The 18,541-nt window shown below is 72.2% G+C and carries 17 protein-coding genes and 1 tRNA gene; 9 read left to right on the plus strand and 9 right to left on the minus strand.

Going from position 1 to position 18,541, the window contains the following annotated elements:
* Positions 1-7 precede the first annotated feature (7 nt).
* Both ACZ6RC_RS20945 and ACZ6RC_RS20950 read left to right on the plus strand, forming a co-directional pair.
* Complete coding sequence (locus ACZ6RC_RS20945) at positions 8-727, plus strand: SigE family RNA polymerase sigma factor (RefSeq protein WP_391140198.1); 720 nt, start codon at positions 8-10, stop codon at positions 725-727.
* A gap of 194 nt (positions 728-921) precedes the next feature.
* A complete protein-coding gene (locus ACZ6RC_RS20950; protein WP_469585285.1) occupies positions 922-1,986 on the plus strand; it encodes a hypothetical protein in 1,065 nt (354 codons plus the stop codon).
* A 129-nt stretch (positions 1,987-2,115) separates the two neighbouring features.
* On the opposite strand, the gene ACZ6RC_RS20955 is transcribed toward ACZ6RC_RS20950, so the two are convergent.
* Both ACZ6RC_RS20955 and ACZ6RC_RS20960 read right to left on the minus strand, forming a co-directional pair.
* On the minus strand, positions 2,116-2,859 hold the full coding sequence (locus tag ACZ6RC_RS20955) for an SURF1 family protein (protein WP_469585289.1): 744 nt from the start codon (positions 2,857-2,859) through the stop codon (positions 2,116-2,118).
* A 22-nt stretch (positions 2,860-2,881) separates the two neighbouring features.
* Positions 2,882-4,705 (minus strand): S9 family peptidase, encoded by a 1,824-nt coding sequence (locus ACZ6RC_RS20960; RefSeq protein WP_469585292.1) that lies wholly within the window; start codon positions 4,703-4,705, stop codon positions 2,882-2,884.
* A 133-nt stretch (positions 4,706-4,838) separates the two neighbouring features.
* Between ACZ6RC_RS20960 and ACZ6RC_RS20965 the strand changes: the two genes are divergently transcribed.
* Entirely contained in the window at positions 4,839-5,858 is a 1,020-nt protein-coding gene (locus tag ACZ6RC_RS20965) for a YdcF family protein (protein ID WP_469585295.1), read from the plus strand.
* A gap of 327 nt (positions 5,859-6,185) precedes the next feature.
* On the opposite strand, the gene ACZ6RC_RS20970 is transcribed toward ACZ6RC_RS20965, so the two are convergent.
* The 4 genes from ACZ6RC_RS20970 to ACZ6RC_RS20985 form a co-directional block, all read right to left on the minus strand.
* Entirely contained in the window at positions 6,186-7,307 is a 1,122-nt protein-coding gene (locus ACZ6RC_RS20970; RefSeq protein ID WP_469585300.1) for a serine/threonine-protein kinase, read from the minus strand.
* A gap of 208 nt (positions 7,308-7,515) precedes the next feature.
* Positions 7,516-7,812 (minus strand): immunity 53 family protein, encoded by a 297-nt coding sequence (locus ACZ6RC_RS20975; protein ID WP_391140208.1) that lies wholly within the window; start codon positions 7,810-7,812, stop codon positions 7,516-7,518.
* Positions 7,813-7,927: 115 nt separating this feature from the next.
* Positions 7,928-8,001 (minus strand) — tRNA-Pro (locus tag ACZ6RC_RS20980).
* Between the two features lie 230 nt (positions 8,002-8,231).
* Positions 8,232-9,170: a metallophosphoesterase gene (locus tag ACZ6RC_RS20985; protein WP_469585303.1), complete on the minus strand. Its 939-nt coding sequence runs from the start codon at positions 9,168-9,170 to the stop codon at positions 8,232-8,234.
* A gap of 196 nt (positions 9,171-9,366) precedes the next feature.
* Here ACZ6RC_RS20985 and ACZ6RC_RS20990 point away from each other — a divergent pair, with 196 nt between their 5' ends.
* Positions 9,367-9,831, plus strand: a complete 465-nt coding sequence (locus tag ACZ6RC_RS20990; RefSeq protein WP_391140212.1) for a GatB/YqeY domain-containing protein — start codon at positions 9,367-9,369, stop codon at positions 9,829-9,831.
* Between the two features lie 95 nt (positions 9,832-9,926).
* Here the strand turns inward: ACZ6RC_RS20990 and ACZ6RC_RS20995 are convergent, their stop codons facing one another.
* Positions 9,927-12,179, minus strand: a complete 2,253-nt coding sequence (locus ACZ6RC_RS20995; protein ID WP_391140214.1) for a transglycosylase domain-containing protein — start codon at positions 12,177-12,179, stop codon at positions 9,927-9,929.
* A gap of 691 nt (positions 12,180-12,870) precedes the next feature.
* On the opposite strand from ACZ6RC_RS20995, the gene ACZ6RC_RS21000 reads away from it, so the two are divergent.
* Positions 12,871-13,215, plus strand: coding sequence for a WhiB family transcriptional regulator (locus ACZ6RC_RS21000; RefSeq protein WP_026058363.1), 345 nt, complete (start codon positions 12,871-12,873; stop codon positions 13,213-13,215).
* A gap of 117 nt (positions 13,216-13,332) precedes the next feature.
* Here ACZ6RC_RS21000 and bagB read toward each other — a convergent pair whose 3' ends face one another.
* Positions 13,333-14,793 (minus strand): ATPase BagB, encoded by a 1,461-nt coding sequence (gene bagB, locus ACZ6RC_RS21005; RefSeq protein WP_453618488.1) that lies wholly within the window; start codon positions 14,791-14,793, stop codon positions 13,333-13,335.
* A gap of 83 nt (positions 14,794-14,876) precedes the next feature.
* Positions 14,877-15,839, minus strand: coding sequence for an ATPase BagA (bagA, locus tag ACZ6RC_RS21010; RefSeq protein ID WP_453618345.1), 963 nt, complete (start codon positions 15,837-15,839; stop codon positions 14,877-14,879).
* A 168-nt stretch (positions 15,840-16,007) separates the two neighbouring features.
* Between bagA and ACZ6RC_RS21015 the strand changes: the two genes are divergently transcribed.
* From ACZ6RC_RS21015 to ACZ6RC_RS21030, 4 genes are all read left to right on the plus strand, one after another.
* Complete coding sequence (locus tag ACZ6RC_RS21015; protein WP_344089422.1) at positions 16,008-16,166, plus strand: DUF4177 domain-containing protein; 159 nt, start codon at positions 16,008-16,010, stop codon at positions 16,164-16,166.
* Entirely contained in the window at positions 16,163-16,630 is a 468-nt protein-coding gene (locus ACZ6RC_RS21020; protein ID WP_391140217.1) for a RidA family protein, read from the plus strand. The genes ACZ6RC_RS21015 and ACZ6RC_RS21020 overlap by 4 nt, the downstream gene beginning before the upstream one ends.
* Before the next feature lie 126 nt (positions 16,631-16,756).
* Positions 16,757-17,686 carry an NUDIX hydrolase gene (locus ACZ6RC_RS21025; protein ID WP_469585310.1) on the plus strand — a complete coding sequence of 310 codons (930 nt, stop codon included), beginning with the start codon at positions 16,757-16,759 and terminating at the stop codon, positions 17,684-17,686.
* Positions 17,683-18,513, plus strand: a complete 831-nt coding sequence (locus tag ACZ6RC_RS21030; protein ID WP_469585314.1) for an MBL fold metallo-hydrolase — start codon at positions 17,683-17,685, stop codon at positions 18,511-18,513. Before ACZ6RC_RS21025 ends, ACZ6RC_RS21030 begins: the two co-directional genes overlap by 4 nt.
* Positions 18,514-18,541 lie beyond the last annotated feature (28 nt).

Here is an 18,541-nt window from a genome sequence, read left to right on the forward strand (position 1 = left end):
AACAGGCGTGGCAGAGCTACTCGACATCGCAGGGGTCGTCCCGCTCCGTGGCGCGGCGGTCGTTCCGGCCCGGGGCACGGTCGTCGTCCCCGTGCGCGGCACGGTCGTGCGTCCGCTCCGGCGGCCGCGGCCGGCCGGCGGCATGCCGGTGATCGCTCCCATGCCCACCCGAGGCCGGACGACCGGAGTGATCGGCATCCCCGCGCCGCGCGACGGCGCTGACGATGTGGCCGCAGGGACCACCGTCGACCATCTGACGGAGACCTACCGCGCCCATTACCGCTCGTTGCTCGGCCTCGCCGCGCTGCTCCTCGACGACACCGCCTCCTGCGAGGACGTGGTCCAGGAGGCGTTCATCCGCGTCCACTCGGCGCGCAACCGCGTCCGCGACCCCGAGAAGACCCTCGCCTACCTCCGCCAGACGGTCGTCAACCTCTCCCGCTCCGCGCTGCGCCGCCGCATCCTCGGACTCAAGCTGCTGTCCAAGCCGATGCCGGACATGGCGAGCGCCGAGGAAGGGGCGTACGACCAGCTGGAGCGCGACGCGCTCATCAAGGCCATGCGGGGCCTCCAGCGGCGGCAGCGCGAGGTGCTGGTCCTGCGGTACTTCGCCGACATGACGGAGGCCCAGGTCGCCGAGACGCTGGGGATATCGCTGGGGTCGGTGAAGGCGTACGGTTCGCGCGGCATCGCGGCCCTGCGCGTCGCGATGGAGGCCACGGCATGAGCACCGGCGCCACGCCCCCTGAGGACACGCGCCCCGGCGACGCGCACTCCGGCGGCCCGGGTCCCGAAGGCCCGGGTTCCGAAGGCCTGCGTGCCGACGGTCCGGGTTCCGAAGGCCCGGCACGGGGCGGTCCGGAGCCCGGTGGTGCGCGCGGGCTGCCCGACGGTGATCGCGACGATATGGGACACGGGATTGTGAACGACGGGCCCGACATGGCGCAGGCCGACGACCTCCTGAGGGGCGACGACCCCTTCGGAGGCGAGGAACACGCGCTGCGGCGGCTGCTCCAGAGCGCCGTCGCCGACATCGAACCCACCGACGGCGCCCTCGACCACCTACGCCGGGCGGTGCCCGCGCGGCGCGCCCGCAAGCGGCAGGCCGTCGTCGGCATCGCCGCCGCCGTGGTGCTGATCGGTACGGCCGTCCCGGCGTTCGTGCACGTCGCCAACTCCGGCGGCACCGCCTCCGACCAGGCCGTCAACGCCGGACACGGCGAACAGGCCCAAGGCGGCACGGGCACCGAGACCGGCGTCGAGGGCGGCGAGAAGGGCGCGAACCCCCCGGCCGGGACCGCGAGCCCCAGCCAGGGCGAGGCCGCCGGGACCGGGACCCCCGAGGAATCGGCCACCGGAGAGGCGGGCGACACGACCCCCGGCTCCCCGCCGGTCGCCGACGCCCAGGTGGACCCCTCCCGGGTCTGCGACGCCGGCCAGCTCGGCGTCAGCTCGGTCCAGGCCGGCGCGCCCGACGCGGACGGCAAGGTCTACGGCACCTTCCGCATCGCCAACATCTCCGGCACCGACTGCGTGGTCAGCGGCGCCGGCAGCGTCGACTTCGAGACCAGGGGAGCGGCCGACCGCTCCAAGATCACGGTCGTCGCCCATGCGGCAGGCGACGCGGCGAGCGGGCTGCCCGACCCCTCACAGGAGGCGTCCTCGCTGGTCCTGCAGCCGGACAACGCCTACGAGGTGAAGTTCGCCTGGGTCCCCGCCGAGACCTGCCCCACCTCGGGCAACTCGCCGGAGCCGACCCCTCCGACCGACGCCGGCGGGACCTCGACCGGGGCCACCGGCTCGACGGGCACGGACAGCGCCAACAACGCGGCGTCCACACAGCTCGGCGCCGAGGACGGCACCCCGCTCGAAGGCAGCGTCGCGGTCAGCCACACGGCCGAGGCCGGAGGCCCGTCCGCCGCGGCGACCATCCCCAACGCCTGCGCGGGCACCATCTACCGCACCGGCGTCCTCGACGCCTCCTGACGCCCTCCCAGCCCCACGGACGCACCAGGCGCGGGCTTCTCCCGCAGCCGGGCCCCGGCGAGGGCCTGGCGGGGGCCCGGCACGGACCGCGCCGAGCCGTCCGGCGGCGGTCCGTGCCCCGGGGCTCCGCTAGACCAGTCCCAGCTGCTCGTCCCGCTGGGCCTCCGCCTCGCGGCGCAGCAGGCGGAACCACATGAAGATCACGAACCCCGCGAAGACGAACCACTCCGCGGTGTACCCGAGGTTCTGGAAGGCCTTCAGGTCCAGGGACGTGCCCGCCGCGACCGCCGCCGGCACCGGGGTCAGGCCGGCGGGGGGGTCGGCGAGGGTCACCCACGCGTCGTAGACATCGTCTGTGACCACGTTGACCAGGGCTCCCGCGCTGATCATGCCGAGCTGCCCCTCCGGCAGCCCGCCCGCCGCGTGCACGCCCTTGGTGCCCGCGCTCTCGGACGCCTGGAGCGCGCCCACCACCGTGACCTCACCCGACGGCGGGGCCGGTGCCTTGGCGCCGGCCGGCAGCCAGCCCCGTACCACCGGCAGGGACTTGCCGCCGTCCGTCTTCAGCATCGTCAGGACATAGCTGCCGCTGCGGCCGTCCAGGTCGCGGTCCGGCACCAGGAACTGCTCGGCGTACCGGCCGCTCGCCTCCGCGTGCCGGCCCGAGGTCTCCTTGTCCACCGGCAGCAGCCGCTCCAGCGGCTCGGTCCTCAGCGTGCCCGGATCCGGGGCCTGCTCCGCCTCCTGGTGCGTGTCGACGCGATCCTCGAACTTGCCCAGCTGCCACACGCCCATGAACAGGCAGAACGGGATCGCCAGCAGGACGAAGACGTTGATCCCCCACCAGCGGGGCGTTCTCAGGAACCGATACACCCCTCCACGGTACGCAGCCACCTCACCCCCCGACCGGCCGGGTCCCCAGGTGACGCGCGGCGAAGGCCAGCTCCAGGCGCACCTGCTTGATCCGCTCCTCCACCACCAGGGAGCCGTGCCCCGCGTCGTACCGGTACACCTCGTGGACCGCGCCGCGCGCCGCCAGCCGGTCCACGTAGTTGTCGATCTGGCGGATCGGGCACCGCGGGTCGTTGACGCCCGCCGAGATGTACACGGGGGCCGTCACCTTGTCGACGTACGTCAGCGGGGACGAGGCCTCGAACCGGTCCGGCACCTCCTCCGGCGAACCCCCGAAGAGCGTGCGGTCCAGCGCCTTCAGGGCCTCCATCTCGTCCGCGTACGCCGTCACGTAGTCGGCGACGGGGACGGCCGCCAGCCCCAGCGACCAGGAGTCCGGCTGGGTGCCGAGCCCCAGCAGCGTCAGATAGCCGCCCCACGAGCCGCCCGACAGGACCAGCTTCGCCGGGTCCGCCAGCCCCGACGCCACCGCCCACTCACGGACCGCGGCGATGTCCTCCAGCTCGATCAGCCCGACCCGGTGCTTCAGCGCGTCCGTCCACTCCCGGCCGTAGCCGGTCGAACCCCGGTAGTTGACCCGGACCACCGCATACCCGTGGTCCAGCCATGCCGCCGGCCCCGCGGCGAAGGCGTCGCTGTCGTGCCAGGCCGGACCTCCGTGCACCTCGAACACGGTCGGGAAGGGCCCCTCGCCGTCCGCGGGCCGCTGGACGAGGGCGTGGACACGGCCGCCGGGGCCCTCCACCCACACGTCCTCCACCGGCACCGACTCCGGAGCCTTCGGGCCGGGCGGGTCCAGGACGACGCCGCCCTCCGTCGAGCGCACCACCGGCGGGCGGGCCGCCGACGACCAGAGGTACTCCACACTGCCGTCCGGGCGGGCCGTGGCCCCCGACACCGACCCGGCCGGGGTCTCCACCCGGACCAGCGCGCCCGTCGCGATGTCGTACCGCCACAGCTCGCTCCGCGCCTCGTAGCTGTGCGCGACCAGCAGTCCCGAGCCGTCCGGATACCACTCCGCCGACACGTCCCCCGGCAGGTCGAGACGCAGGTCCCGCTCCTCGCCCGTCGCCACGTCCCACAGCAGCGGCTCCCACCGGCCCCGACGCTGGTGCCCCACCAGCAGCCGGGTGTCGCCGTCCACCGGCGCGAAGCCCAGGACCGCCAGGCCCAGCTCCACCGTGCCGCCCCTGGTGTCGTCCAGCTCGGCCAGGACCGACGCGTCGTCGGCCCGCAGGACGCGCAGCGCGCAGTGCATGGCGTCGCCGTGCTCCGTGTGCTCGACGGCGATCAGCGTCCCGTCGTGCGACAGATCCCCCACGCCCGCGGACTCGCGGTGCCGGTAGATCTCCACCGGCTCCGCCCCGCCGCGCACCAGATGGATCGTCGAGCCCTCCTCGTCCGTGGAGCTGCCCACCACGATCGTGCCGTCCCGGCCGATCGCCAGACCCGCCGGATAGGCGGGCGCGAGCCCCGGCACCGCGGGCTCGTCCGCGCCACCTTCGAAGGGCTGGCGCATCCATACGCCGAACTCGTCCCCGTCCTTGTCCGAGAACCACCAGATCCACCGGCCGTCCGGGGACAGCGCACCGTCCGTCGTCCCGTTCGGCCGGTCCGTGACCTGCCGCTGCGTGCCGCGCGCCCGGTCCCAGGCGTACAGCTCGTACGTCCCCGTCGCGTTGGACACGAACAGCGAACGGTCCGGTGCCTCCTCCGCCCACTCGGGCAGGGACACGCGCGACGCCCGGAAACGCTGCTCCCAGCGGGGGATCTCGGCGAACTCGTTGCTCTCAGTCATGGCACCCATGATGCTCCGCCCCGCCGACAAACGGTCCGGCCCCTCCGCAACCTGTGGATAACTCCGTCGGATGTGCCGTCCCGGCTTCGGAACGGCCGGTCGGGGTAGCGGCGTTGTCGGAGCCGCTGTCTACGATTCCGACATGACCGCATTCGTCGTCGCCGCCGTCTTCCTGCTGCTCTTCGGCGTCGGCGTGCTCCGCGACCGGCGGCGCTTCGGCAACGCCGTGTACCTCGGCCTCGCCGTCGCCTTCCTCTGCCTCGGCCTGCTCACCGAGATCGACGCGGCGCCGCAGGGCGTGGCCGAGACGGTCATGATCGTCGTGCTGCTGACCTTCTGCCTCGGCCCGGTCGTCCTCGCCGGACTGCTGTGCGCGAACGGCGTGAAGATGGTCCGCAAGGAGGGCAGGCACCCCTCCAACCTCCTCTCGCTCCTCGCCGGCCTGGGCATGTTCGCCCTGATAGGCCTGGTGATCGCCGCCCTGATCACGCGCTCCAAGCCCCTCGGCGTCGCCGTCGGGACGACCGTCGTGGTCCTCGGGTACATCTCCTTCCTCTTCGCCTGCTTCATCGGGTACTCCTACCTCTACGGGCGCATGCGGGTGCGCCGCGACGCCGGCTTCGTCCTCGTCCTCGGTTCCGGCCTGATCGGGGGGACGCGCGTTCCCCCGCTGCTCGCCGGCCGGCTGGAGCGGGGCCGCCAGGTGTACGACGCCCTGGCCGCCCGTGGCGGGCAGCCACCGGTGCTGATCGTCTCGGGCGGGCAGGGGGAGGACGAGGGCGTGCCGGAGTCCCACGCGATGGCGGACTATCTGGTGGAGCGGGGCTTCCCCGCGGACCGGATCGTCCGGGAGGAGCGCTCACGGACGACCGAGGAGAACATGCTCTTCAGCAAGCGTCTGATGGACGAGCTGGCCCCGGACGCGGAATGCGTGATCGTCACCAACAACTTCCACGCCTTCCGCGCCGCTCTGATGGCCCGTCGGGCGGGGGTGAACGGCCAGGTGGTCGGATCCCCCACCGCCGCCTACTTCTGGCCGACCGCGACCCTCAGGGAGTTCGCGGCGGTGTTCCTCCACTACCGGAAGGTCAATCTCGGGATCTGCCTGCTCCTGGCCCTGCTGGGGGTGGTGGCGGGGCTGACCGGCTCAGGACGCCTCTGATCCCGCGGTGGCGTACGACGGTGGTGGCGACCGCGGCGGCCAGCGCGCCGGCGCCGAGGCCGAGCGCCACTCCGGACGGGCCCGACTCGTCGACGACATCGGCGTCCGTGCCGGACCGGACCCCGGCGGGGGCGGGCTGCGGGGCCGGGTGATCGGCGGCGGTGGCGATCGGCCCGCCGCCCCCGAGGACGAGCGCGACGGCGGCGGGTACGGCGGCCCGTGCTATCTGCCTGGTGTCCATGTCTTCAGAGGACCGGAAACCGCCCGTCCGGGCCAGCGGGAGGCCCCCGTTCGGGTCAGTGGGTCACCGAGGAGGACCGGGGCGCGTCATCGGGGTGCGGTGACCGTCGGGTCGGCCACCGGGGTGTCCGCCTTGCTGTCGTCCGGCGACAGCCACGCCATGCCGATGAGCAGGAAGACGACGAAGGCGATGCTCCCGGCGACCGCGGCCGTCTTGCGCGGCCGACGCCGGGAGAGCTCGGCGAGCCCGCCCTCACCGCGCCGAGGGGCCTGGCGCCGGGACGGCGCTCCGGCCGCGGGTCTCGCCTGTTGCGCGGTCCGGGGAGCCGGCTGATGCGCGCGCTGCCCCGGGTGCTGAGGGGAACGGCGGACGTGGGGCTGAGGGTGGGGCTGGGGGTGCTCGCGCCAGGCACCGGAGGCGAACCAGTCGGCGATGTCCCGGGCGGCGGGCCGCTGCTCCGGCTGCTTGGCCAGCATCGACAGGAGGTACGCCTCGAACGCGGCCGGCAGCCCCACGCCGAGCTGCCGGGGCGGAGCAGGCGGCGTGTCGATGTGCTGGTACAGCAGGGCCGTCGCCGTGTCGCCCTGGAACGGGGGCCGCCCGGTGAGGAGTTGGTACAGCACGCAGCCGAGCGAGTACACGTCGGACGCCGACGAGGCGGGCTGTCCGAGCGCGCGCTCCGGGGCGAGATAGAGGCCGGTGCCGACGATCTGCCCCGTGGTGGTCAGTGCCCCCGACGGATCGTCGACGAACCGGGCGATACCGAAGTCGGCGAGTTTCACGGCCCCGCCGGCGTCGACGAGGAGGTTCCCGGGCTTGATGTCCCGGTGCACCACACCCTCCCGGTGCGCCGCGGCGAGCCCGGCGGCGGCGTGCGCGGCGACGACGGCGACCCGCTCCGGCGGCAGTACGGAGGGCGCGCCCGCGTCGGAGGCGAGGCTCGGCCCGTCGACCAACTCCATGACGAGGAACAGCTTTCCGTCCCACGTACCGAAGTCGAAGACCCCCACCACATGCGGATGACTGAGCCGCGCGGCGGTCTGCGCCTCCAGCCGGAACCGGTCGCCCGCCGACGGGTCGACCTCGTGCCCGAGCATCAACTTCACGGCGACGGAACGCCCGAGCACCTCGTCGGTGGCCTGCCACACCTCGCCCATACCGCCACGCCCGATACACATCTGAAGCCGATATCGGTCCGCGACCAGCACCTGAGACCCAGCCTTTCGTCGGTCAGCCCACCTGACAGGAACACTCCAGAGTAGAGCGACCCGATCACCGCCCCGCTCCCGAGGCACCCTCCGACCGACCTTGAAACGATCTCGCGACAACCGACACCGCCCCTCCACGGACGGAGCCCCGAAAGATCCCGCCCCGAGCGGACGCCCAGACGGGCATGACTCCATGACTGGTCGTCAGTCAGGTGGCCCAGTCACGGAACAGACGCAGTACTTCGCCGAGGTTGAGAGGACCGCAGGACGCCTGGAAGGCGTCATCCGACACCTGCACCATGATCCAGTCGGAGTCGCTGCGCCGGACGTCGGTGCGGGCGCGGGGCCGGCCGGCCAGAGACGTCTCCGCGAGATCGATGCGGACGGTCCAGCCAGGGTTGTCGAGCGTCGCGATGCGCACGCCCCATTCGTGTTCCCAGTCACCGTCGCACTGGGCTTTGTACCAGTGCTGAAGCCAGCTGAGTTCCCCGCTCGTGTCCGACATGGCTGATGATCCTACGAGGCGGGGTCGTAGTGAGCGACGTGCGGAGGGGAACGGAGACGGAAACAGGTGAGGCACCTACGGAGATCCGTAGGTGCCTCACCTGGTGTTTCGGCTGTCGGGGTGGCGGGATTTGAACCCACGACCTCTTCGTCCCGAACGAAGCGCGCTGCCAAGCTGCGCTACACCCCGATGTCACTGCTCGGTTCTTCACGTCGCGGCGACATCGATTACTTTAGCCCACCCGCGCCCTGAGACGAAATCCGGTTTTCGCGGGGCCGGACCGCAGGTCGGACGTGGTCCGGAGAGTCCAGGCCACCAGGGCGCTGCCCAGGACAGGGTCGATCACCACCCCGCCGCCGCAGCCGGAGCGATCAAGGTGCGGAAGGCTCCCCCGGGGCCGCCGTAGAGGGGCGAGCCGGTCAGGCGCGCGCCGTCAGCGTCAGCAGTGTCGCCTCCGGCGGACAGGCGAAGCGGACCGGGGTGAACCGGTTGGTGCCGCATCCCGCCGAGACGTGGAGGAAGGAGGTCCGCTCCTCGACCGTGTGCGTCGAGAGGCCCTTGACCCGGTCCGTGTCCAGGTCGCAGTTGGTCACCAGCGCTCCGTAGAAGGGGATGCACAGCTGCCCGCCGTGCGTGTGCCCCGCCAGGATCAGTTCGTACCCGTCCGCCGTGAAGGCGTCGAGCGTGCGCAGGTACGGCGCGTGCACCACGGCCAGCGAGAAGTCGGCCGAGGCGTCGGGCCCGCCCGCCACCCGCTCGTAACGGTCCCGCTTGATGTGCGGGTCGTCCAGGCCGGTGAAGGCCAGCTCCAGGTCGGGCAGCTTGAGCCGGCCGCGGGTGTTGGTCAGGTTCACCCAGCCCGCCGCGTCGAAGGCGTCCCGCATGCCCTCCCACGGGTTGTGGACGGCGCCGACCACCGGGGCGTTGCCGTTCAGCCCGTGCCGGCCCTGCGTCTTCTCCAGGAGATAGCGGGCGGGATTGCGCAGCCGGGGGCCGTAGTAGTCGTTGGAGCCGAAGACGTACACCCCCGGGAACTCCATCAGGGGCCCCAGCGCGTCCACGACCTCCGGCACCGCCTCCGTGTCGGAGAGGTTGTCGCCGGTGTTCACGACGAAGTCGGGGCGCAGCCCCGCCAGCGACTGCAGCCACGCCCGCTTCTTGCGCTGACCGCACACCATGTGGATGTCCGAGACCTGAAGGACCCGCAGATCCCGCATCCCCGGAGGGAGTACGGGGATGGTCACCCGTCGCAGGCGGAACGAGCGGGCCTCGAAGCCCGCCGCGTAGACGATTCCGGCCGCGGCCGTCGCCGTGAGGCCTGCCGTGATCTTCAGGGGGATCCCGTACCGTGCGCGCATCCCCCCATGGTCGCAGACCGGGCCGCTCCGGTCGCCGCACGGGCGGCAGTCGGACGGCAGCCGGGCCGGGGGAGGGGGCACCCGCGGCCGCGACAGGCGGCAGCAGGGCCGGGGGACGGGGCGGGAAGCGGTGTGGCCAGGCCGCTGGGCGTAATGCGGGGGCGGGCGACGCGTCCCACCTGACACACTTGGCCCCATGACCACGCTCAAGGCCAAGCTGCAGGACGACCTCAACGCCGCCATCAGGGAGCGCGACGAGCTGCGCTCCTCGACGCTGCGGCTCACCCTCTCCGCGATCACCAAGGAAGAGGTCGCGGGCAAGACCAAGCGCGAGCTCTCCGACGACGAGGTGCAGAAGGTGATCGCCAAGGAGGCGAAGAAGCGCCGCGAGGCCGCGGACGCCTTCGCCCAGGGTGGTCGGGCCGAGTCCGCCGAGCGCGAGAAGGCGGAGGGCGTCCTCCTGGACGCGTACCTGCCGCAGCAGCTCGGCGACGACGAGCTGGAGAAGATCGTCGCCGCCGCCGTCGCCGAGGCGAAGGGCGCGGGCGCCGAGGGGCCGCGCGCGATGGGTGCCGTCATGAAGATCGTGAACCCGCAGGTCGCCGGGCGGGCCGAGGGCGGCCGTGTCGCCGCCACCGTCAAGAAGCTCCTCGCGGGCTGACCAGCGCTCCCCATCCGGCAGCCGGCACGCCCCACCGCACAGGAGAAGGGCGCCCCCTGAGGGGGCGCCCTTCTTCATGTCCCTACACCTGTCGGCTACCGTCCGCCGCCACCGTTGCCATTGCCCCGGCCGCCACCGTTACCGCCACCGCCGAACAGGTCCGGCGGGATGGTGATGCCCGGGAAGGTGTCGTCGTCGCCCCGGCCGTCGCCGCCCGGCTTGTTGTTGCCGCCCGGACGCTGGCGGCCCTTGTCCTTCTCCTTGTCCTCGGGCTTCTCGCCACGCGGTACGGAGATCGGCGCGAACTGCGGCGTCTCGGAGGCGCTGAGCGCCCCGGTCATCGCGATCTTCCAGATCGGTCCCGGCAGACAGCCACCGCAGACCTTGTCGTAGACCTCGCCGCCGATGGTGATGTCGAACATCGACGTCTTCTCGCCGACGTCGTCACCGACCCAGACCGCCGTGGACAGGTTCGGGGTGTAGCCGACGAACCAGGCGTCCTTGCGGTCGTTGGTCGTACCCGTCTTGCCGGCGTTGTCGCGGTCGCTCAGGCCGGCCTTCGTACCGGTGCCGTCCTCGACGACGCCCTTCAGCATCTGGTTGACGGTGTCGGCCGTCCGCTCGCTCATCGCCCGCGAGCACTCGCTGCGCGGCACCTTCAGCTTCTGGCCGGTCGCCGTCGTGATCGACTCGATGGCGACCGGGGTGCAGTACTGGCCCCGGTTGGCGAAGGTGGCGTAGACGGCCGCCATGTCGAGCGGGGTGGCCTCCTGGCCGCCGAGGGTGATCGACGGAAGTTCCTTGAGCTTCTTGCCGAGCTCACGCTCGTACCCCATCTTCTTCGCCATCTCGATCGTCTCGCAGAGGCCGGTCAGCTGCTCCAGCTTCGCGAAGTACGTGTTGATGGACTTGCCGAGCGCGCTCGTCATGTCCCAGCTGCCGGCCTCGGACTCCAGCTCGTTCTGCAGGACCCAGTCGCCGCTGCCCGCCGGGCCGCCCGCGCAGGTGTTGTACGAGCTCATCGGCAGCGTGATCTTCCACGGCGTCGCGAAGGACTGTGCCGGGCTCAGCCCCTTCTCCAGGGCCGCCGCGGCCGTGATCGGCTTGAAGGTCGAACCGACCTGGAAGCCGTAGGTCGTGCCGCCCATCTTGCTGCCGACGGCCAGGTTGAGCGTCGTCTGGTGCTGCTTCTGGTCGAGTCCGTACGGGCGGGACTGACCCATCGACAGGATCTTGCCGGTGCCCGGCTGGACCTGGACCACCGAGGCGGCGACCTTGTCGTCCTCGTAGATCTTGGCGACGGCGGCCTCGTTCGCCGCCTCCTGCGCGCGCGGGTCGAGCGTGGTCCGGACCGTCAGACCGCCGAGGTTCCACAGCTTCTGCCGTTCCTCGGACGTCTTGCCGAAGACCGGGTCGTTCAGGATCGTCTTGCGGACGTAGTCGCAGAAGAAGCCGGCGCCGTCGACCGCGGTGATGCAGCCGTTCTTCGGCGCCTTCACCTTCAGCTTGATCGGGGCGGCCATGGCCCGGTCCGCCTCCGCCTGGCTGATGTCCTTCACGTCGGCCATGCGCTGCAGCACGATGTTGCGCCGCTTGGTGGCCTCCTGGACGTCGTTGACCGGGTCGTAGCGGCTCGGGGACTGGACGAGGCCGGCCATCATGGCGGCCTCCTCCAGCTTGAGGTCCGCGGCGGGCTTGGAGAAGTACCGCTGGGAGGCCGCCTCGACGCCGTAGGCCTGCTGCCCGAAGAAGGTGATGTTGAGGTAGTTCTCGAGGATCTTCTTCTTCCCCAGCTCCTCCTCGACCTGGATCGCGTACTTCAGTTCGCGCACCTTGCGGCCGATGGTCTGCTGGGTGGCCTGGGCGACCTTCTCGGGGTCGTCGCCGGCCTCCTCCACGAAGACGTTCTTGACGTACTGCTGGGTGAGCGTGGACGCGCCCTGGGCCACGCCGCCCGACTGGGCGTTGCGGTTGATCGCGCGCAGCACGCCCTTGAGGTCGACCGCGCCGTGTTCGTAGAACCGCGAGTCCTCGATCGCGACGATCGCCTTCTGCATGTACGGGGAGACCTTCTCCAGCGGCACGACCTTGCGGTCGCGCGAGTACACGGTGGCGATGGCGCCGCCCTCGGAGTCGAGGATCGTGGTGCGCTGACTCAGGGGCGGGGTCTTCAGGTTGGAGGGGATCTCGTCGAATCCCTCGACCGTGCCCTTGGCGGCCAGGCCCAGTGCCCCGGCCGCGGGCAGGGCGATGCCCGCCAAGACGGCTCCGGAGAGCACACTGACACCAAGGAACTTGGCGGCCTGCTGGGTCCCGGTCAGACCTCCGCCGGAGCGCTTCTTTGCCATGGGGGCAGCCTAATCCGTCGATGGCGGCGTTCAGCGGGAGCGGGGCCTCTCGGAGCGTTCGAGTACCAGACCGTGACACTCGAACGGCGGCGAGAAGGGTGAGACGGCGGCGGCGGGGGCGTCCACGGCCTGCGGAAAGGGCGCAAAGAACGGGTCAAATCCCCCCGAAGCGCCCTTGGGGTCCCCCATCGGTGAGGAATCCGGCCCGAGGGGCGCACCGGCTCCGGTGGAGGCCGGGTGAGGGCCGGGAGGGGGTCGCGTGAGGGTCGCCGCGACACCTCGCGGAGGTTCCGAATCGCCGGACAGGCGCACAGGCGTTGGCCTAAGCTGCTCTCGACTGTCACGGCGGCGCGGTGCACGACAAGACCCGGACCTGACGTCGGCGCGGCGCCTCCCCACGAACCCGAGCGTGGGAAGCCGTGCCCGGTTCCGCCCTGTGCGTCACCCGACGTCCCTTGTGGTCACGGCACAGAAGCATGAACTGTACCGGTCTGCCGCTTTGGAGCCGCATGTCCTCGGGTCACTCCTCTGGGTGATCTGCCGCGTACGCATAGTCCGTTCGGGCCATTCAAGATTGGGCCCGAAGGGGGTGTTGCGCTGTGCCCACCTTCCGTAACGTCACCAACTGGCAGCGGTGAATATGCCGCTACCGCCGTGGGGGAGCCTCGATTCGGGAGAGGACGGCGCCGGTATGGGCTGGGTAGCTGACTGGAGTGCGCAGGCGGCCTGCCGCACTACCGATCCGGATGAACTTTTCGTGCAAGGCGCGGCACAGAACAGGGCGAAGGCGGTGTGCACCGGATGCCCGGTGCGGACCGAGTGCCTGGCCGACGCCCTCGACAACCGCGTGGAGTTCGGCGTGTGGGGCGGCATGACGGAGCGCGAGCGACGCGCCCTGCTGCGCCGGCGGCCGACCGTCACCTCGTGGCGGCGACTGCTCGAGACCGCACGCACGGAATACGAGCGCGGAGCGGGCCTGCTGCCCGTGGCGATGGAGGACGACGCGACGTACGAGGCGTACGCGGCGGTGGGCTGACCGCCCCCGGCGAACGAGAAGCGACCCGGACAAAGCCGATCCGGACGAAGCCGATCCGGACGGACACGTACCGGACGGAGGCGTACCGGACGAAGGTGATCCGGGCGTTCAGAAGGCTCAGCCGGGAGGAACACGTCCCGCCGTGAGCCGAGCGCCGATGGCCCGCAGCCCAGCGAGATCGTGTACGTCGCCGGGCAGGGCCGCCACCTCGGCGACCGCCACCTCCGGGTGGAGCGTCGTGAAACGGTCCCGCGTGCGCTGCTCACGCGCGAGCACCTGCATCCGCTCGGCGTGCAGACGGAGAAGTCCCGCCGTCAGCTGCCGGAGGTCCTCGGCGTCGGGGTTCCCGAAGCTCTCGGGGTCGCCGGGACGGCCGGAGCCGCGCGCGGCCGTGGGGTCGGCCGCGAGGTCGGCTGTGGGGGCAGCCACATGCTGATCACCGTCGGGCCCACCCTGCTCGTCGGGCCTGACGTACTCGTCGCGCTTGTCACGCTGCTCGTCGTGCTCGCTGCGTTCGTCGTGCTCGTCGTGCGGAGGTGCGGCGGCGGTGGCGATGGTCGACGGCTCGGGGGAGTTGACCCGGGAGCCACGAACATCAGCCTTCCCTGCCCCCTGATCCACAATGCGCCCCTCCTCAAGATTTTCCGCGGCGGCCCGTGCCCGCTCGGCCGACAGCCGGGCGGCACCGCTGCCGTGGACGCGATTGAGGACGAGCCCGGCCAGCGGCATCTCCTCCGCGGCCAGCCGCTCCACGAAGTACGCCGCCTCCCGCAGCGCGTCCCGCTCCGGCGTCGCCACCACCAGGAACGCCGTCCCCGGCGCCTGAAGCAGCTTGTACGTCGCGTCCGCCCGGGTCCGGAAGCCGCCGAACATCGTGTCCATGGCCGACACGAACGTCTGCACATCCTTCAGGAACTGACCCCCCAGCAGCTTCCCCAGCGTCCCGGTCATCATCGACATGCCGACATTGAGGAACTTCATCCCCGCCCGGCCGCCCATCTTCGCGGGCGCGATGAGGAGCTTGATGAACTTCCCGTCCAGGAAGGACCCCAGCCGCTTCGGCGCGTCCAGGAAATCGAGCGCGGAGCGCGACGGCGGGGTGTCGACGACGATCAAATCCCACTCGTCCCTGGCCCGCAGCTGCCCGAGCTTCTCCATCGCCATGTACTCCTGCGTGCCGGCGAAACCGGCCGACAGGGACTGGTAGAAGGGGTTCTCCAGGATCGCCCGCGCCCGCTCGGCGTCCGCGTGCGCCTCGACGATCTCGTCGAAGGTCCGCTTCATGTCCAGCATCATGGCGTGCAGCTCCCCGGCGCCCGGCCCCTCGATGCCGTCGACCCTCCGCGGGATGTTGTCGAGCGAGTCGATCCCCATCGACTGGGCGAGTCGCCGCGCCGGATCGATCGTCAGGACGACGACCTTCCGGCCCCGCTCGGCCGCCCGTACGCCGAGGGCCGCCGCGGTCGTCGTCTTGCCCACACCGCCGGCGCCGCAACAGACGATGATCCGGGTGCCCGGGTCGTCGATGAGCGGGTCCAGGGCCAGGGCGGGGGCCGCGTCGAGACCGTTCGACGGCACGGCGCCGGTCCACGCGGCACCGGTCCACGCCGCATCCGTGCCCGCGGTCTCCCTGCTCGCGGCATCCGTGCTCGCGGTCTCCGTCACGCGCCCGCCCCTTGCTTCCGCAGTTCCTTCGCCAGCCGGTACAGGCCCGCGATGTCCCCTCCGTCCCCCAGGAAGGGCAGTTCGTACGCCGGTACGTCGAGCCGGCGCAGGACCGCCCGCTGCTCCCGCTCCAGCTCCACGCGCTGCGCGTGCTGCGCCGCCTGCTCAAGGAGGGGCCCGACCAGCTCCGTACCGCCGCTGACGCCCGCCTCGGCCAGGGTCCTCGCGACCGCGTCCCGGTGGTCCCCGGAGGCCGCCCGTACCGCCGCCTCGTCGAGGACGTGCGGGCGGACCATGTTCACGATGACGTTGCCCACCGGCAGGTCGGCCGACCGCAGCTCCGCGATGCCGTCCGCGGTCTCCTGGACCGGCATCTCCTCCAGGAGCGTGACCAGGTGCACCGCCGTCTCGGGCGACTTCAGGACCCGCATCACGGCCTGCGCCTGGTTGTGTATCGGGCCGATCCTGGCCAGCCCCGCCACCTCGTCGTTGACGTTGAGGAAGCGGGTGATCCGGCCGGTCGGGGGCGCGTCCATGACGACATGGTCGTAGGTGTGGCCACCGTGCTTCTCGCGGCGGCGGACCGCCTCGCAGGCCTTGCCGGTCAGCAGCACGTCCCGTACGCCCGGGGCGATCGTCGTCGCGAAGTCGATCGCGCCCAGCTTCTTCAAGGCCCGCCCGGCGCTGCCCAGTTTGTAGAACATCTGGAGGTAGTCGAGGAGCGCGCGCTCGGCGTCGATGGCGAGCGCGAAGACCTCACCACCGCCCGGGGCGACGGCGATCTTGCGCTCCTCGTACGGAAGGGCCTCCGTCTCGAAGAGCTGTGCGATGCCCTGCCTGCCTTCGACCTCCACGAGGAGGGTCCGCTTGCCCTCCGTCGCGAGGGCGAGCGCGAGGGCGGCGGCGACCGTCGTCTTACCGGTACCACCCTTGCCGCTGACGACCTGGAGCCTGCTCACGCCGTCGAGCCTAACCACTGGCACTGCGCCCCGGGCGCGCACGGGGCGGATTGGGCGGGTCATGGGGCCCGGGTACCCCGCCCCGCGCGCCGCACGCGGCCCGGCTCGGGGGGTGCCGGGAGGCGCCGGGAGGAGGGGTCCGGCGGGGCAGCCGATACAGTCGGCCCCATGACCAAGTGGGAGTACGCGACTGTGCCGCTTCTGGTGCACGCGACGAAGCAGATTCTGGACACCTGGGGCGAGGACGGCTGGGAGCTCGTCCAGGTCGTGCCCGGGCCGAACAACCCCGAGCAGCTCGTGGCCTACCTGAAGCGGGCGAAGCCGTGAGCGGGGCCGTGGAGGCCAAGCTGGCCGAGCTGGGCCTGACCCTGCCCGAGGTCGTCCCGCCGCTGGCCGCGTACCAGCCGGCCGTGCGGTCCGGCGCCTACGTCTACACCTCGGGCCAGCTCCCGATGGTGGACGGCAAGCTTCCGGTGACCGGCAAGGTCGGCGCCGAGGTCACCGCCGACGAGGCCAAGGAGCTCGCGGCCACCTGCGCGCTGAACGCGCTCGCCGCCGTGAAGTCGGTCGCCGGTGACCTGGACCGGATCAAGCGGGTCGTGAAGGTCGTGGGCTTCGTCGCCTCCGCCGCCGACTTCACCGGGCAGCCGGGCGTGATCAACGGCGCCAGCGAGCTGCTCGGCGCGGTCCTCGGCGAGAAGGGCGTGCACGCGCGCAGCGCGGTCGGCGTGGCCGTCCTGCCGCTGGACGCCCCGGTCGAGGTCGAGGTCCAGGTGGAACTCCAGGACTGACACACCGCCCGTACCACCGTGTACGTCCCGGTACGCCGGGACGTCGGGACACCGCCAGGGAGCCGGTCCCCCCGCCCGGGGGGATCGGCTCTCGTGCATCCCGGGCGCCCGGCATACCATCCGGCCATGGCGAATGGTCAGTGGTACCCCCCGGAATGGCCCGACCGCATCCGCGCTCTCGCGGCGGGCGAGCTCGTCCCCGCCGCCCCCAGGCGGGCCGCCACCGTCATGCTGCTGCGCGACGGCGCCGCGGGCCCGGAGCAGGCCCCCGGCCAGGGGCACGACCAGGAGCAGGGGCGGGAACGGGGTCAGGGCCCGAGCGTCCACATGCTGCGGCGGCGCGCCTCCATGGCCTTCGCGGGCGGCGCGTACGCCTATCCCGGCGGCGGGGTCGATCCGCGCGACGAGCACCCGGTCCGCTGGGCCGGGCCGTCCCTGGAGACCTGGGCCGTCCGCCTCGGCGTCACGGACCCGCGGGAGGCGCAGGCGATCGTCTGCGCGGCCGTCCGGGAGACGTACGAGGAGGCGGGCGTGCTGCTCGCCGGCGGGACCGCGCAGACCGTCGTCGGCGACACGACCGGCGACGACTGGGAGAAGGACCGTGCGGCGCTGGTCGCCCGCGAGCTGTCCTTCGCCGACTTCCTCGACCGGCGCGGCCTGGTGCTGCGGTCGGATCTGCTGGGTGCGTGGGCGCGCTGGATCACGCCGGAGTTCGAGCCCCGGCGCTATGACACCTGGTTCTTCGTGGCCGTGCTGCCGGCCGGGCAGCGTACGCGCAACGCCTCCACCGAGGCGGACCGGACCGTGTGGATCCGCCCGGCCGACGCGGCGGCGGGGTACGACCGCGGCGAGCTGATGATGATGCCGCCGACGATCTCCACCCTGCGGGCTCTGGAACGTTTCGCCACGGCCGCGGAGGCCCTGGCCGCGGCCGAGGGGCAGGACCTGGCCCCCGTCCTCGCGCAGGCGCGCCTCGCGGGCGACGAGGTGGTCCTGAGCTGGCCGGGGCACGACGAGTTCACCAAGCACATCCCGAGCGGGGGAAGCGGCCGATGACGGACGCGGCGGCGCTGCCGGGCCAGCCGAGGGGAGGGGTCCTCTCCGGGCAGGCGACGGCCCGCGCCCACAACGTCCTCGCGCCGAACCCCTCCGCGATGACCCTGGACGGCACCAACACCTGGATCGTCTCCGAGCCGGACTCCGACCTCGCCGTCGTCATCGACCCCGGGCCGCTCGACGACGGCCATCTGCGGCACGTCGTGCGGACGGCGGAGCGGCTCGGCAAGCGGGTCGCGCTGACGCTGCTCACCCACGGCCACCCGGACCACGCGGAGGGCGCGGGCCGGTTCGCCGAGCTGACCGGGACGCGGGTCCGCGCGCTCGACCCGGCGCTGCGGCTGGGCGACGAGGGGCTCGGGGCCCGGGACGTGATCGACGTCGGCGGCCTGGAGCTGCGCGTGGTGCCGACGCCGGGCCACACGTCGGACTCGCTCTCGTTCCATCTGCCCGCCGACCGGGCCGTCCTGACGGGGGACACCATCCTCGGGCGGGGCACCACCATCGTCGCGCACCCCGACGGGCGGCTCGGCGACTACCTGGACTCGCTGCGCCGGCTGCGCTCGCTCACCGTGGACGACGGGGTCCACACGGTCCTGCCGGGCCACGGGCCGGTGCTCCAGGACGCCCAGGGGGCGGTGGAGTTCTATCTCGCCCACCGCGCCCATCGCCTCGCGCAGGTCGAGACGGCGGTCGAGAACGGCCATACGACCCCGGCGGAGGTCGTCGCGCACGTCTACGCCGATGTGGACCGTTCCCTGTGGCCCGCGGCCGAGCTCTCCGTACGGGCGCAGCTCGAATACCTCGGCGAGCACGGTCTGATCTGACGGCCGGCAGGCGCTTCCCCGCACACCC

The sequence above is a fragment of the Streptomyces sp. NPDC048353 genome (assembly GCF_055587165.1).